Annotated in this window: 12 protein-coding genes; 3 read left to right on the top strand and 9 right to left on the bottom strand. The window is 72.0% G+C overall.

Annotation, left to right across the window (positions count from 1 at the left end):
- Nucleotides 1-2: 2 nt before the first annotated feature.
- The 3 genes from ACWIX7_RS25220 to ACWIX7_RS25210 all read right to left on the bottom strand — a co-directional run bounded on the left by ACWIX7_RS25220 (nt 3) and on the right by ACWIX7_RS25210 (nt 4131).
- Nucleotides 3-1304 carry an aspartate aminotransferase family protein gene (locus tag ACWIX7_RS25220; RefSeq protein ID WP_448619141.1) on the bottom strand — a complete coding sequence of 434 codons (1302 nt, stop codon included), beginning with the start codon at nt 1302-1304 and terminating at the stop codon, nt 3-5.
- Entirely contained in the window at nt 1304-2746 is a 1443-nt protein-coding gene (locus ACWIX7_RS25215) for an APC family permease (RefSeq protein WP_448619140.1), read from the bottom strand. Before ACWIX7_RS25215 ends, ACWIX7_RS25220 begins: the two co-directional genes overlap by 1 nt.
- Nucleotides 2747-2862: 116 nt before the next feature.
- A complete protein-coding gene (locus ACWIX7_RS25210; RefSeq protein ID WP_448619139.1) occupies nt 2863-4131 on the bottom strand; it encodes a glutamine synthetase in 1269 nt (422 codons plus the stop codon).
- Between the two features lie 118 nt (nt 4132-4249).
- Here ACWIX7_RS25210 and ACWIX7_RS25205 point away from each other — a divergent pair, with 118 nt between their 5' ends.
- The gene (locus ACWIX7_RS25205; RefSeq protein ID WP_448619138.1) at nt 4250-5155 is read left to right on the top strand and encodes a class II glutamine amidotransferase; all 906 of its coding nucleotides are present in this window, start codon (nt 4250-4252) and stop codon (nt 5153-5155) included.
- A 4-nt stretch (nt 5156-5159) separates the two neighbouring features.
- A complete protein-coding gene (locus ACWIX7_RS25200) occupies nt 5160-6005 on the top strand; it encodes a MurR/RpiR family transcriptional regulator (RefSeq protein WP_448619137.1) in 846 nt (281 codons plus the stop codon).
- A gap of 166 nt (nt 6006-6171) precedes the next feature.
- Here ACWIX7_RS25200 and ACWIX7_RS25195 read toward each other — a convergent pair whose 3' ends face one another.
- Nucleotides 6172-6876, bottom strand: a complete 705-nt coding sequence (locus ACWIX7_RS25195; RefSeq protein WP_448619136.1) for a S41 family peptidase — start codon at nt 6874-6876, stop codon at nt 6172-6174.
- 222 nt (nt 6877-7098) lie between these two features.
- Here ACWIX7_RS25195 and ACWIX7_RS25190 point away from each other — a divergent pair, with 222 nt between their 5' ends.
- On the top strand, nt 7099-7473 hold the full coding sequence (locus ACWIX7_RS25190) for a hypothetical protein (protein WP_448619135.1): 375 nt from the start codon (nt 7099-7101) through the stop codon (nt 7471-7473).
- A gap of 55 nt (nt 7474-7528) precedes the next feature.
- Here ACWIX7_RS25190 and ACWIX7_RS25185 read toward each other — a convergent pair whose 3' ends face one another.
- From ACWIX7_RS25185 to ACWIX7_RS25165, 5 genes are all read right to left on the bottom strand, one after another.
- A complete protein-coding gene (locus ACWIX7_RS25185) occupies nt 7529-8176 on the bottom strand; it encodes a hypothetical protein (protein ID WP_448619134.1) in 648 nt (215 codons plus the stop codon).
- A 290-nt stretch (nt 8177-8466) separates the two neighbouring features.
- Complete coding sequence (locus tag ACWIX7_RS25180; RefSeq protein ID WP_448619133.1) at nt 8467-10320, bottom strand: Dyp-type peroxidase; 1854 nt, start codon at nt 10318-10320, stop codon at nt 8467-8469.
- Nucleotides 10321-10426: 106 nt separating this feature from the next.
- The gene (locus tag ACWIX7_RS25175) at nt 10427-10630 is read right to left on the bottom strand and encodes a hypothetical protein (RefSeq protein WP_448619132.1); all 204 of its coding nucleotides are present in this window, start codon (nt 10628-10630) and stop codon (nt 10427-10429) included.
- Complete coding sequence (locus ACWIX7_RS25170) at nt 10627-11046, bottom strand: hypothetical protein (RefSeq protein WP_448619131.1); 420 nt, start codon at nt 11044-11046, stop codon at nt 10627-10629. The genes ACWIX7_RS25175 and ACWIX7_RS25170 overlap by 4 nt, the downstream gene beginning before the upstream one ends.
- Before the next feature lie 106 nt (nt 11047-11152).
- Entirely contained in the window at nt 11153-14326 is a 3174-nt protein-coding gene (locus ACWIX7_RS25165; RefSeq protein ID WP_448619130.1) for an ATP-binding protein, read from the bottom strand.
- Nucleotides 14327-14544 lie beyond the last annotated feature (218 nt).

Below are 14544 nucleotides of genomic sequence, written 5' to 3'. Positions count from 1 at the left end.
GCTCACCATCCTGCGTAGGGCGCGACCTGGGCGTCGCTGACCTTGCCGGCGGCCGCGTCCTCGATGCCCCGCGCCAGCAGCTCCACGGCGCGGTCCACCTCGTCGTCGGTGATCACCAGCGGCGGCGTGACCTCGAGGACGTTGCCGCCGACGTAGAAGACGACGCCGCCGAGCTCCCACACCCGGTAGACGGTCCTGGCCGCGAGCGCGGCGTCGCGGCCGCGGCTCGCCCGGTCGGTCACGAGGTCCACGCCGATGGCCAGACCGCGCCCCCGCACGTCCCCCACGACGTCGAGGTGCGCGGTCGCCTGCCGCAGGCCCCGCCGGAGCCGCTCACCGGCCTGCGCGGCCCGCTCCACCAGCCCCTCCGCCCGGTACGTGGCGAGGACCGCCCGGGCGACGGCGGTGCTGTAGGGGTTGCCCGCCTGGGTCAGCAGCGCGGACGCACCGGGCTCGTCGAGCACCGCGGCCGGGCCGATCGCCGCCGAGATGGGCACACCGGCGCCCAGTGACTTGCCGAGGGTGACGACGTCGGGGGTGATGCCGTCGTGCTCGAACGCGTGCCACGTCCCGGGCCGGCCGAGGCCGACCTTGACCTCGTCGCAGATCAGCAGGGTGCCCGCCGCGGCGCACCGGACGGCGACCTCGGCGAGGAAGCCGTCGGGCGGGACGACCAGGCCACCGTCGGACAGGATCGGCTCGACCACCAGGCAGGCGACGTCCCGGCCGGCCAGTGCCGCGTCGAGGGCGGCGAGGACCTGGCCGTGGCGCCCGGGCTGCCGGTACGGGTCCGGGTAGGGCGTGAAGCGGACCTGCTCGTCCGCGGCGACGCTGCCGGCCTCGACGTGCACGCCCGACGCCTTCATCGCCACGCCGATGCCGCCGTGGTAGCTGTGCTCGAACGCGAGCACCGTGGGGCGGCCGGTGGCGTGGACGGCGCTCCGGATGGCCACGTCGTTGGCGTCCGACCCCGCGTGGCCGAGGTACACCCGCCGGTCCCCGGTGCCCGGGGTGAGCTCGAGCAGCTCCTCGGCCAGCGCGACGGCGTCCTCGTGGACGGCGCTGAGTGCACCGGCCCCGGGCGGCGCCGCCGCCACCCGGAGCAGGGCGTCCCGCACCGCGGGGTGGCCGTGCCCGAGACCGCACGCGGTCCAGGTCGCCGACAGGTCGAGCAGCCGGCGTCCGCCGGCCTCGACCAGCCAGGAGCCCTGCCCGGACTCGAGTGCCAGCGGGAAGAAGCGCAGCTTCTCGACCCCGGCGACGACCCGGTCGCGGTCGTACAGACGCTGTGCGGTCTCGTGCATCAGCGGGCCTCGGTGTCCGCGAAGGTGGCGTCCCTGTCGACGTCGTCGAGCTCCCGGGTCAGCGAGGCGCCGATCCGCTGGGCGAGGCCGCCGGCGAGGACGGCGACCAGGAGGCCGAGCACGACCCAGCCGATGGCCACGAAGGCCGGCGACAGGCCGCTCGCGTCCTTCACGCTGTAGACGATGACGACCACGATGAACAGGCCGCCCAGGGCCGGGAGCACGAGCTCGGCGGGGTTGAGCCTGACCTGACCGCTGCGCCACGCGGCGAACACCGCCACCTCGACCAGCAGGTAGGCGAACAGCAGGCAGGTCGCCCCCACGACGGCGAAGAAGAAGTACGCGTCGATGGCGGCGTCCCCGGTGCCCATGACCGGCCAGCCGGTCAGCCAGGTGACCAGGTTGACGACGATGCCGGCACCGGCCATGGCCAGGACGGCGTTGCGCGGGATCCGGTGCGTCGGGTCGATCCGGGCGAACTGGCGGGGGCCGAAGCCGTCGCGCGCCAGCGCCATCGCCAGCCGCGCCGAGGCCATCACCGACGAGAGGTTCGAGGCGAACGCCGACAGCACCGCCGTCACCAGGAGCAGCAGGGCGAACCAGTGACCGACGAAGCCCTCGCCGAGGTCGCCGAGGGTGTTCCCGGAGCCCTGGAAGGCGGCCAGGCCCGCCTCGTCGGTGCCGAAGCCGATCGTCTGGGCGAACATGACGACGACGAACAGCACGCCGGTGAGCAGGACCGAGCCGAACAGCGCGCGCGGGATGTTGCGGCGGGGGTCGTCGGTCTCCTCGCCCAGCGCGGCACAGGCCTCGAAGCCGGCCCAGGAGAGGAACGCGGCGACGACCGCGGCGAGCACGGCGCCGAGCCCGATGCCGTCCGGCGTGAACGTGGAGAGGTCGACGCCGGTCGACGCCGCGCCGCCCTGGCCGAAGACCGCGATGACCAGGACCAGCATGGCGGCGATGCCCACGCCCTCGATGGCGAGCAGCGAGCGCGACACCGTCGTGGTGTCGCGGGTGTTCATGTAGCCGGTGACGAGCAGGCAGAGAACGGCCGCGATGCCGTAGCCGAGGCTGGTTCCCTCACCGGTGAGCGACGCGAGCAGCGCGTTGAGGAAGGCCCCGAACACCGCTGCCGTGCAGATCGTGAAGAAGAGGTACGTGCCGAAGAGCGCGAAGCCGGCGACGAACCCGGCCCGCGGCCCGAGCGTCGCGCCCACCAGCGCGTAGGCGCTACCGGCGTGGTTGTACCGCTGGGTCAGCCGGATGAACCCGTAGGCGACCAGTGCGACGCCGATGAAGCCCAGGAGGAACACGAGCGGGACGGCCTTGCCGACCGTGCCGATGATGCCCTGGCCGTTGCCGGCCATGGCCAGCGTGGGACCCATGAGGCCGAGTGAGAGCGCGAGCGCCTCCCACAGTCGCAGCTTCCGCTTGGCCATGACACTCCTCGTTTCGGACGGGTGGTGCGCCGGGGTGGTGCGGGCAGGTGATCCGGGACGGCGGTGTTCCAGGAGGACGGTGGTCCAGGAGGACGGTGGTCCAGGAGGACGGTGGTTCAGGAGGACCAGGCGAACCTGGTCAGCGCGTGCGCGTCCTCGCCCTGGAACAGCGAGGACTCGTACCGGCGGACGGCGAGGACGGCGGCGTGCAGCTCCGGGCCCAGGACGGCGCGAGCCGCGTCGCTCCGCGCGAACAGCTCGATCCGGGCGGCCGCGTCGCTCGGGAGCGGCACGACCGCCGCTGCCCGCGCCTCCTCCGGGGACAGCTGCGTCGGGTCGACGTCGACGGCGGGGGGCAGCTGCAGCCTCCGCTCGATGCCCTCGGCGGCGAAGCCGAGGACCAGGCCGGTCGCGAGGTAGCTGTTGGCACCGGCGTCCACGCACTTGACCTCGACGTTCGCGCCGTGGGGATTGCCGTTGTTCGCGAGCAGCAGGCGGACGGCGGCCTCGCGGTTCTCGACACCCCAGCAGGCCGACGCCCCGGACCAGTGGCCCGGCTGCATGCGCTCCCCGGAGACGACGGTGCCGGCCAGCACAGCGGTGCCGCCGGGGAGGTGTCGGACGATCCCGGCGACGGCCGAGGCGCCCTCGGCGGTCAGGCCCTCGGCCAGCGGACCGCCGGTGAGCAGCGGGATCCCGTTCCGGGTGAGGGAGACGTGCATGTGGGCGCCGTTGCCCGAGCCGCCGGCGAAGGGCACCGGGGAGAAGGTGACCCGGAGCCCGTGCTCCCGGGCGACCCGGCCGAGGACCGCCCTGGCGAGGAGCACGTCGTCGGCAGCGCGGACCGGTGCGCGCGGCGGCAGGGAGAGCTCGAACTGCCCGAGCCCGTACTCGGCGTGGATCTGCTCGACCGGGACACCGGCGGCGTCCAGCCGCTCGCACACGTCCGCGGCGAAACCGCTGAGCCCGCTGTACACGCCTGCGCCGTAGCAGGGCCAGCCGTCGCGCTCCCCCAGCGGCCGCCCGGCCTCGTCCAGCAGGCCGAACTCGAGCTCGTTGCCGACCAGGGCCTCGAGGCCGAGCGCCGCCAGCCGGTCGACCTGGCGCCGGGCGACGCTGCGCCAGCAGTACGGGGACAGCTCGCCGTCCTGGTCCCGCACGTCCGCGGGAGCCCAGCCGAACCCGGAGTCCAGCACGACCGCCCGCTCGAGGTCCGCGGTCAGCCTCAGGTCCCCGACGACGCCGAGCTCGGGGGTCATCGCGATGCCGTTGTCGACGCAGAAGACCGGCCACGTCAACGAGGCGCCCATGCCGGAACGGGCGAAGGACTCGACCCTCCGCGCCGGGACGGTCTTGGCCCGGATGACCCCGCCGCTGTCGCTCACGACCCCGGTCAGGGTGCGGAGGCCGGCCCCCCGGAGCCGCTCAGCGTGCACCTCGATGTCACGGCGGTGGACCGACGACTCGGTCGGAGGGACCACTGGCACTTGACGCGTCCGTTTCGTGAAGGTGATTCTCCGGGCCGATGTAACCTCTGTTACACAGCCGCGCCTTTATACCGGCCCTCGAACGGCGTTGAGAAGGGGTGTTGTCGACGTGTGTCGGTTGCTGGGATACGTGTCCGAGGAGCCCGAGTCCGCTGTGGAGGGCCTCGGCGCCGAGAGGTTCCAGACCTTCACCTCGCTGTCCGCCCTGCACGGGGACGGCTGGGGGATGGCGTGGTCCCGGCCGGGTGGCGACGGGATCGACACCGCCACCTCCCCGATGTCGGCCGCGGACGACCCGGCCTACGTCGAGTTGGCCGGGCGGGCGCTGGGCTCGGCCGGACTGGTGCACCTGCGCTGGGCCACGGACGGACTCGCCGTCCACCCCATGAACACGCACCCGTTCAGCGACGGCACCCACGCGCTGGCGCACAACGGCAGCATCGCGCCGATCGACACGCTGGAGGGCCTGCTGTCGGAGACCAGCCGGGCGCGACTGCACGGCACCACCGACAGCGAGCGCTACTTCCGTCTCGTCCTGCAGTGCATCGAGGCCGACGGGGACGAGCGGGCCGGCCTGGTCCACGCGGTCGGACTGCTGCACGTGCAGTTCCCCGAGGCCAGTCTCAACGCGCTCTTCCTGACCCCGACGCACCTGTACGCGGTGCACGTCAACAGCCAGGCGGCGACCCCGCTCGACGACCTCCGGGAGCTGTTCGGGTCCGACGACGCCATCCCGCACGGGCACGCCGCCGGGTACTTCGACATGGCGTACAAGGTCTCCCCGACCGCGGTGCACGTGATCTCCAGCGGTCTGCCGGACGAGGGGTGGACGCCGGTCCCGAGCGACAGCATCCTGGCCATCGACCTGGCCTCCCGTGAGGTCGAGGTGCTCGACCCCCGGGCTGTGACCTCCGGACAGTGACCCGGTGTCCATCGGTGACACCCTGAAGGCGGACCTGTCGTCCTTCAGCCCGCAGGAGCGACGGGTCGCCCGGGTCCTGCTCGCCGACTACCCCCGGGCGGCGCTCGGCACCAGCGCGGAGCTCGCGGCGGCAGCCGGAGTGAGCCCGCCGACGGTCGTCCGCTTCGCCCGCAGCCTCGGCCACTCGGGGTTCCCCGCTCTGCAGCAGGCGTTGCTCGACGAGCTCTCCGAACGCGTGGCGTCCCCCCTGTCGCTCTACGAGGGCAGCCGCGCGCACCGTGCCGAGGGGCACTGGCTCGACCGCGGGGTCCAGGTCGCGACGGCCTCGATCACGCAGTCCCTGACCGCCATCCCCACGGCCGAACTCGACGCCGCGGTCACCCTCCTGGCCGATCCCCGGATGCGGATCCGGGCCGTGGGTGGCCGGTTCTCCGGTCACCTGGCGGGCTACCTCGCGCGCCACCTGCGACAGATCCGCACGAACGTCTCGGCACCGGACGACGGGCAGACGATCGACGCGGCGGACGTGATCGACGCCGACCGGCGGGACGTGTTCGTCGTGTACGACTTCCGGCGCTACCAGACGTCGACGGTGCAGCGCGCGACCGAGCTGGCCGACGCCGGTGCGCACATCGTCTGCATCACCGACGAGTGGCTCTCCCCCGTCGCACAGGCGGCCGAGGTCGTCCTGCCCACCTCGGTGCGGTCCACGGGCGCCTTCGACTCCGCCGCGGCCGCCTTCGTGCTCACCGAGCTGCTGGTGGACGCCGTCCTCGACCGGCTCGGACCGGCCGCCGTCGAGCGCATGCGCCGGTGGGAGGCGGCCAGCGCCCACGAGGTGCTGGTCTGACGCGAGCACGGCCAGGGGCGGCCCCGCTTCCGGGCCTGTGACGCCGCACTGCCTCCCGCGCGCGGCGTCCCCTCCGATGACGGCCAGACGAGTGCTCCTGGTCCTCCGGACGCGGGGGCATCCGGCGCCGGAGCGTCGACGGAGCGGGACGCGGGCGGCGTGCCGGTCAGAGCTGCTGGGTGCGCGCGGCGACCAGCTTCCCGCCGGCGTGTCCCTCCACCCGCACGACGTCGGCGCCGGCCACCCCGGTCACGGTGACGGTCGAGGCGCCGTCCGCCACGTCGGTGCTGGCCCGTGGCCGGCCGTCGACGTAGACGTCGAGCCGCTGGATGCCCGCCGTCGTCACCTGCAGGGTGAGCGTGCCACCGCCGTCCACCGAGGACGTCAGCCGCAGGGTGCGCTTCGGCATCTGCTCGAGCAGCGCTGCGGCGGCGTCGAGGAGGTCGACGTTGTCCTCGAGCACGTCGCGGCGGGTCAGCTCGTGCCGGCGGTCCGGCACGACGCCGAGGTCCTCCACCGGGGTGCCGGCCAGCTCCCCGACGCGGAGGGTGCGCCGCATGGAGACGCGCATGGCGGCTCCGTTCGGCAGAGCCTTGTACGGGCTCTCCGGGTTCGCTGCCGGCAGCTCCAGCAGCTGCTTGAGCAGGCGGTGTGTCCACACGTTGGCGCCGCCCGCTCCGGTGTTGTCGTCCACGCCGAGCACCGGACCGATCCCGTGGTCCTGGAAGCCGGCGGCGAAGATGTCGGTGGCCGAGTAGCAACGGGCGTCGGTGACGAGCACCACCGGGCCGCAGTACTGCTGTCCCCGGCGGTTGGCGCCCTCGACCGGGGTGATCGGGAACGCTGAGGAGAAGACCGAACCGGTCTCCACGGCCTGCTCCATCGACCGGAACCACGGCCCAGGTCGATGCCGCTCGGGTCGGCCTTGTGCTGGCGCACAACGGTCAGGTTCAGCGGGGTGCAGATGAACTGCACCGGCTCCGGGGTGATCGGTCGCGGCGTCAGAGTCTGCAGGATGAACTCGCTGGCGAAGATGTGCCCACCGCCGTTGCCGCGCGCGTCGAGGATCAGCCCGTCCTGCGGGAGCAACCCGATGAGCCGCACGAACTCGTCGACGAAGGCGTCCGGGTCGTCCACGTTGAAGGTGCGGATGCGCAGGTGGCCGAACGTGCCGGACGCGGTCACGACGCTGCGTGCCCGGAACACCAGCGGCATGGTGGTCGTCAGCTCGGCCCCGGCCTCGGCCGGCTCCGTCTCGACCTCGGCCTGGACGTCGGAGAGCTGCTGGTCCACGGCCTGCGGCGCGAACAGCAGTGCGCGGGCGCGGCCGACCTCGTCGGCGAACAGGTCCAGCCCCATCGAGGCCGACGTGGTGGTCGGCGCGTCGGCGTCGGCCATGGGCGGGACGTTCGGGCCGACCAGCCAGGGCTGGCGCAGCTCGTGGCGCACCCCGCGGGCGTCCAGGTAGGTGATGGTCACCCACTCCTCGTCGGGCGGCAGGTGCAGCAGCAGGGGGCGCAGGGTCAACGCGTCGGCACCGCGCGCCAGGCGGGCGGCCCGGTTGCTGCCGGCGAACCGGTCGCCGCTGATGGCCACGGCCAGGGCGATCGGCACACCGTTCCAATGGGTGACTCGACACCGCGCGTGAACGGCGGGGCGCTCACCCCCTGGGCCATGTGGCTGACGATGTACTTCTCCGCCGCACCGTCCACGCAGCGTTCCACCTGGAACGGCAGGTAGGCGATCATCCCGTTGAACGGGGCGGGCAGCAGGTAGTTGGTGTGCAGGTCGCGGACCGAGTGGAAGATGCTCGACATCTCCCGGTGGAAGTCCCGCTCCGGCGCCATCGTCGCGTCGGTCTGCTGCCCCAGCCGGGCCCGCAGCAGCCGCAGCCGCTGCACCGGGTTGACCGCGTGCATGGCCGCCTTGAGCGGCAGGTGCACGTAGTTGCCCTCGAGCAGGAGCAGGGCCTGCTGGACGATCGTCATGCGCTGGGCGTGGCTGAGGTTTGCGGCCGAGGCGACGAACTCCTGCAGCGGCACCGAGTCAGCGATCGGCGCCCCCGCGCTGCCGACCTGCACGGTCAGGTCGGCGGGCAGGGACTCGTCGGCGACGAGGTCGTCCAGCGGGCGCCGTGGCGCCAACACCTCGACGCGGGTGCTCCTGGTCATGCTCCTGACTCCTGCCCGTGGCATCGCGGCCGGAGGTCGGACAGCCGCCCGGGAGCAGCAGACCAAGCAACCCGTCACGGAGACGTCACGGGACCGTCCTCGGGCGCCCTGACCCGGGATGGCGGGAAGTGCGGCGGAGCAAGCACGCTCGCGTGCGGCTCGGCACGACCGCGTCCGTCAGCCGTTCGGGACGACGGCGCCGTCGGACCGACCGGCGGCGATGTCGGCCGGCGCCGTCTCTCGGCTGGGGAAGCAGTCGGGATGGGGAGAAGCGCAGTCGCCCCGGTCGATCAGAGGTCGCGCAGGAATGCGAGCGAGGGCATGAAGAAGTACTCGCCGCCCTTCAGCGTGACCGCCTGGGGGCTCGCAGCCGTCGTCACGGCTGCGGCGGCGCCCCAGATCGGGAAGTAGGTCTCTCCCTTCCGGGCTCCCCGGCCGATCACCGGGTCACGTCCGGGCTCGGCGCCGCCGCCGAGGCGCGGGAAGCCGGGGTCGTTGACCCACCGCTCCTGCACGAAGTCGAACTGTCGACCGAGATCGGCGTTGAAGGCCATGAACAGCAGGCCGACCCCACCGGTGGGGCGGCTGCTGGGAGGCAGGTCGGCGTCGAGGTCGTCGGTGCGCTGACCGTAGGTCTGTCCTCGCCGGGCCATGACGTGCACCCGCTCGGCCGTTAGCGGCTCGATCCCGCCGGAGCCTCGGGGGTTGACCTTGCGGATGTGGGCCTGCAGTGGGCACCGTCGCCCGCCGGCGTCGGCGCCGTAGTCGAAGTTGTTGGCGACAGCCAAGGGTGCGCCAGGGGCCTGCTGGACGGTCAGCGGGGTGCCGTCCTCGAATCGGCCGACGAGCATCGCACCGGCACGGTCGCGGTCGCCCCCGATGAGCCCGAGGGCCTGAGCGAGGTCGTCCTCGGCCTGCTTGAACCGCCGCACGTTCTGCTCGAGCTTGCGGAACACGAAGTAGCTGCCGCAGTGGACGTCGGGATCCGGGGCCGCGAGGTCCTTCACCAGGACGCGATCGAGGTGGAACTCGGGATCCCACGCGATCGCGCCCGGCGTGCGGTCCCTCGCTGCCCTGATGTCCTCGTCCAGGAACAGCGGCTGGCTGAGGCCGTCGACGTATCCGAAGTGCTCGATGGGGGCGCCGGAGCCGTTGTGCTGCCCCAGGCCGGTCTCCTCGCCGAGCACGGTGATCGAGCCCGTGAGCCGATCGAGGACCTCGTCGCGGGTCGCAGCCATCCCGCCGTCGGTCGCGTCGCCGACGAGGACGACTGCGTGGATCTCCTCGCGGTACGGCGGCTCCCAGGTCGAGGGCGGTGGGTCGTGCAGCTTGTCCCGGCTGTCCGGGTCCTTCATGCCGCGAGTGAACGACGCGTCGCTGGGGATCCGTCTGGCGTCGACGCCCAACGCCTCGTAACCGGCGTGGGTCAGGCCGACGCCGACGTACGAGGTGCCCGGCTTCCCCATCGTCTTGAAGTCCTCGACCTCCTGCAGGTGACGCCTGGCCGACTTCACCAGAACAGCGAGCTCGCGCAGGAAGGTCCTGCCCTCGACTCGGTCACCGAACCGTAGGAGGAGCACGGACAGGTGCTCGCGCACGTGAGGGCGCAGGATGTTGGGCTGGAGTTCCTCCAGCATGGTGGCCGCGTTCCCAGTGGCGGTCTTCCAGGACAGCGTGTTGTCCAGCTCGAGCGCGTCCTTGGGCACGCCGGTCTTGAAGACAGCCGACGGGATCTTGAGGGTGTCGGCCACGGCCTGGAACGCTTCGGCCAGCTGGGCGGTCACATCGGTGCTCGGGGCCGATCCGTCCGTGGGGCCTTCTTTCAGGCGGATGTTGCTGTCGGACCACCAATACGGAGTCGTCGATCCATCTGCTCGTCTCAGGATCGCCAGCGCCATCCCGGTTGCCGGCCCGGCCCGGAACTCGCCGTGTTCGGGCTGCGCCGTCGCCTGCCACTCTGCACCACCCACATTCTGAGCGGCTGCACTGTCGAAGTCCGCCTCGTCCAGGACGGCTGTGGCGGCAGCCCCCGTCCCGTCACCGTCCGACTGCCAGAGCCAGATGTACATCTTCGACAGCGTCTGGTCCTTCTCGAGTTCGAACGGACCGCGGAGCCAGACCTTCCCCGCGTCGATCCTCAGCACCCGCCTGAAATTGCCTCCGGCTGACGTCATCGCCTCACCGCCCATCCGAGCCCCGCGGCTCACAGGTGTCACCTGTACGCGGTGGACCCCGCGTACACCATCGCAATCATGTCCTCTTGTGGAGTTCATCCAGACGCAGTCGGGTTGCGGCTGCGGAGATGACATTCCCCTTGCGCTCGTACAGGTGCAGCGCTTTGGCCGCGACGGTGACGGCTTCGCCGCCCCTGCGGGAGGCTTCGAGCACGTGTGACAGATCGAGCAACGCGTCGGCCCGGTGATTGAGGAAGTCGGTTGCTCCGGCGAGTGTCACCGCCTCTTGAGGGTGTCGGCCACGGCCTGGAACGCTTCGGCCAGCTGGGCGGTCACATCGGTGCTCGGGGCCGATCCGTCCGTGGGGCCTTCTTTCAGGCGGATGTTGCTGTCGGACCACCAATACGGAGTCGTCGATCCATCTGCTCGTCTCAGGATCGCCAGCGCCATCCCGGTTGCCGGCCCGGCCCGGAACTCGCCGTGTTCGGGCTGCGCCGTCGCCTGCCACTCTGCACCACCCACATTCTGAGCGGCTGCACTGTCGAAGTCCGCCTCGTCCAGGACGGCTGTGGCGGCAGCCCCCGTCCCGTCACCGTCCGACTGCCAGAGCCAGATGTACATCTTCGACAGCGTCTGGTCCTTCTCGAGTTCGAACGGACCGCGGAGCCAGACCTTCCCCGCGTCGATCCTCAGCACCCGCCTGAAATTGCCTCCGGCTGACGTCATCGCCTCACCGCCCATCCGAGCCCCGCGGCTCACAGGTGTCACCTGTACGCGGTGGACCCCGCGTACACCATCGCAATCATGTCCTCTTGTGGAGTTCATCCAGACGCAGTCGGGTTGCGGCTGCGGAGATGACATTCCCCTTGCGCTCGTACAGGTGCAGCGCTTTGGCCGCGACGGTGACGGCTTCGCCGCCCCTGCGGGAGGCTTCGAGCACGTGTGACAGATCGAGCAACGCGTCGGCCCGGTGATTGAGGAAGTCGGTTGCTCCGGCGAGTGTCACCGCTTCGCGCGCCAGCGCCTCGGCCTCCTGGAGCTCTGCACGCCTGATGAGCACGCGCGCGCGGACCCCCCGCCAGAGGACCTGCGACAGCAGGTCGGTGGGCCCGGCCAGCCGGGCGCTGAGGTCTGCGAGTGCCTCGGCCTCCAGATCGCGCCCCTGCTCGAGGATCGCGCGTGCGAGGAAAGCGGCGGTCGTCGGGAGGAACATGCGCTCCCCCATCTCCTCCAGCGCGCGACACCCCGCGCGCAGGCTCTGCTCGGCCGCTGCCGGGTTGCCCGCGAGCAGCTCGATGACGGCCTCGTTCTGGGACGTCGCCGCATTCAGGGTGAGGCCGAGGTCCGCGTAGGCGGCGTTGCTCGTCGCCAGCAGCCGACGGGCGAGGCCGAAGCGACCAAGCATCGCGTGCAGTCCGGCGAGGTGACGGAGGATTGCCGCCTCGGACTCCGGACTCTCGCGCACCTCCTCGCGCATCGCCTCGCAGCGGCGCACACCCTCATCGGCGGGTGTCGGACCGAACCACAGCGAGGACGCCACCCATGTCAGGATCTCGTTCCGCACGTGACGATCCCCTGCCCGGCGCGCGTGCGCGGCTGCGCGCTCCCACGCTGCTGCCGCCGCCTCGGCACGCGCCTCGTTCCAGTGGAGCCATGCCTCGAGCCGCCGTGCACGGCACAGGCCGAGGTCGTCCGCACAACGCTCGAAGACGGGGATCACCAGGGCCATCGCCCGAGCAGCTTCCTCGGTCCCGCCCTCCTCGACGTGGAGGAGCCGGAGGAACTGCTGCTGGACCAGCACGTGCGACGCCGCGCACGCGTCGTCCGCGGCCACAGCCAGCCGCTCCGCCTCGTCGAGCACGCGCCCGGCCTGGGCCAGCCGGCCGCACTCGGTCATCGCGGCGCCGAGCTCGGCGAGCACCAGCGGCCGCCTCGGGTCCTCAGGCCGGAGCAGCCCCGTCACCCGCTCGAGCAGGCCGATCCCCGCAGGCAGGTCGCTGCGAGCGAGCGCCCGTCGTCCTGCCGCCTCGAGCCGCTCGGACGCCCGTGCAGCGAGCGAGGCCGCGCGCGCGTCGCGCGGGCCGAGGGCTACGCGGTTCCGGAATGCCTGCTCGAGGTGGTAGCCGACGATCTCCTCGAACTCGCGCAGGCGCGAGCGGTCAACAGCCATCGTCTCGAGCCAGCCCGCGTAGCGCTCGTGCAGGTCGGCCCGATCGCCTTTCGGCAGTGAGCGGTAGGCGGCATCGCGGATCAGACCGTGCCGGAAGCGGTAGGCCTCCTCGCCGGCGAAGTCCGCCGCGTTCCGGCGGATCAGGTCTCGGTGGACCAGCGTCTGCAAACCGTCCTCGAGCGCCCTGTCGAGCGCGGGGTGGGCGAGCTCGCCGACGGCACCCCGGTGGAACACCACCCCTTCGACTGCCGCGGTCGTCAGGATGGCCCGCTGGTCGGCCGGAAGGCCCTCCAGACGGGCGGCGATGACCGCGTGGATCGTCGAGGGAACGGGCAGCTCGGAGAGATCCGACGGAGCAACCCAGCGGTCCTCCTCACGCGTGAGCAGCCCGTCGTCGACGAGCATCGCCACGAGTTCCTCCGCGAAGAGCGCGTTGCCCTCGGCCGAGCCCGCGATCATGGATGCGGCAGCGGGCGGCACAGGCGCGCGGTCCAGCAGGTTGAACACCAGCTCACGGCACTCCGCGTCGCTCAGTGGGTCGAGCAGGATCGAGGTGGCGTTGGGCTTGTCGCTCCCCCAACCCGGGCGGATCTCCAGCAGATCCCTCCGGGCGATGCAGACGAGGAGGATCGGGAACCCGCGCGAGAAGTCTGCGACGTGCTCCACCAGGTCGAGGAAGGTCGGCTCGGCCCAGTGGAGGTCGTCCACCACGATGACGAGCGGCCCGGCTCGCGCCAGCGCCTCGAACAGCCTCCGGACCGCCCAGAAGGTCTCCTCGCTCGTCCCTCCTCCCGCGTTGCCGAGCCCGAGCGCCTCGGCCACGCGCTGGGCGATCAGCTGGGCCTTCTCCTCACCGGCGAGCTCTCCCGCGGCGAGCCGCGCCGCGATCGTGGCCGCGGACTGCTCGTCGGGCTCCACCCCCTTGGCCCGGGTGATCCCGCGGACGATCTCCGCCAGGGGCCAGTAGGTGATCCCCTCGCCGTAGGGCAGGCAGCGACCGTGCAGGACCACGACGTCGCCGGCGAGTTCGGCCGTGAACTCCCGCACGAGCCGCGACTTCCCCACGCCCGCGTCACCGAGCACGGTCAGCACGTGGCAGCTCCTCTGGCTGACCGTCCGGCCGAACACGGTCCTGAGCTCGGCGCGCGGGCCCTGGCGCCCGATGAAGGGTGACTCGAAGTGGCGCGCGAGGCCGGGGGCGTGCGCGCGGGCGTGCACGACGACCAGGGCGTCGACCACCTCTCCGTGCTTGAGGGCGCGTGGCCCGCTCGGCTCGACGTCGACTGCATCGCGCACCAGCCTGTGCGTCGACCTGCCGATCAGGATCTCGTTCGCCTTCGCCGCCTCCTCGAGGCGCTTGGCGACGTTCACGGCCTCTCCGGTGACGAACAGATGTCCCTGCCGGTGGTCGCCCGCGATCACCTCGCCGGTGTTGACGCCGATCCGGCTGGCCAACCGGACACCCCAGCCGGCCTCCAGATCGCGGTTGAGGATGGTGAGCCTGTCGCGCATCTCGACGGCTCCCCGCACCGCGCGCAGGGCGTCGTCCTCGTGGAGGGTGGGTACGCCGAACACTGCCATGATCGCGTCACCGATGTACTTCTCCACGGTTCCGCCGTGCTTCCCGACGATGGCGCTCATCTCGTCGAAGTAGCGCGCGAGCAGGTTCCGGAGCGCTTCCGGGTCGAGGGTGAGGCTCAGCCGCGACGAGTCGACGAGGTCGGCGAAGAGGATCGTGACCGTCTTGCGGACGTCCGGTGCCGGCGGCCTCGCTCCGGGCCCGACCGGAGCGAGGGGAGCCGCCACCGACACGACGCTACCGATGTCGTCCCTGACTTCAAGAGGTCCGAGACCCGAGACCCCATCGGCGCGCTGTCCCCTTGGGAGGTGCCCCTGCCGCAGGGGCACCGGCTCCGGCCCGCGCTCCGGCCTTCCGGCGCCGAGCGACACGGCTGGACCACGGCACCGTGCTCCCTACGGCGACGGTGGGTCGACCTGCTCGCTCGCCGGCTCCAGTTCTGCCT

Source organism: Geodermatophilus sp. URMC 65 (assembly GCF_053502545.1).
This window is presented reverse-complemented; position numbering and strand designations above follow the sequence as displayed.

Coding starts and splice junctions, on each gene's coding strand:
- ACWIX7_RS25220 (WP_448619141.1), bottom strand. CDS start 1,304: ATGCACGAGACCGCACAGCGTCTGTACGACCGCGACCGGGTCGTCGCC.
- ACWIX7_RS25215 (WP_448619140.1), bottom strand. CDS start 2,746: ATGGCCAAGCGGAAGCTGCGACTGTGGGAGGCGCTCGCGCTCTCACTC.
- ACWIX7_RS25190 (WP_448619135.1), top strand. CDS start 7,099: ATGAGCCGCACGAACTCGTCGACGAAGGCGTCCGGGTCGTCCACGTTG.
- ACWIX7_RS25185 (WP_448619134.1), bottom strand. CDS start 8,176: ATGACCAGGAGCACCCGCGTCGAGGTGTTGGCGCCACGGCGCCCGCTG.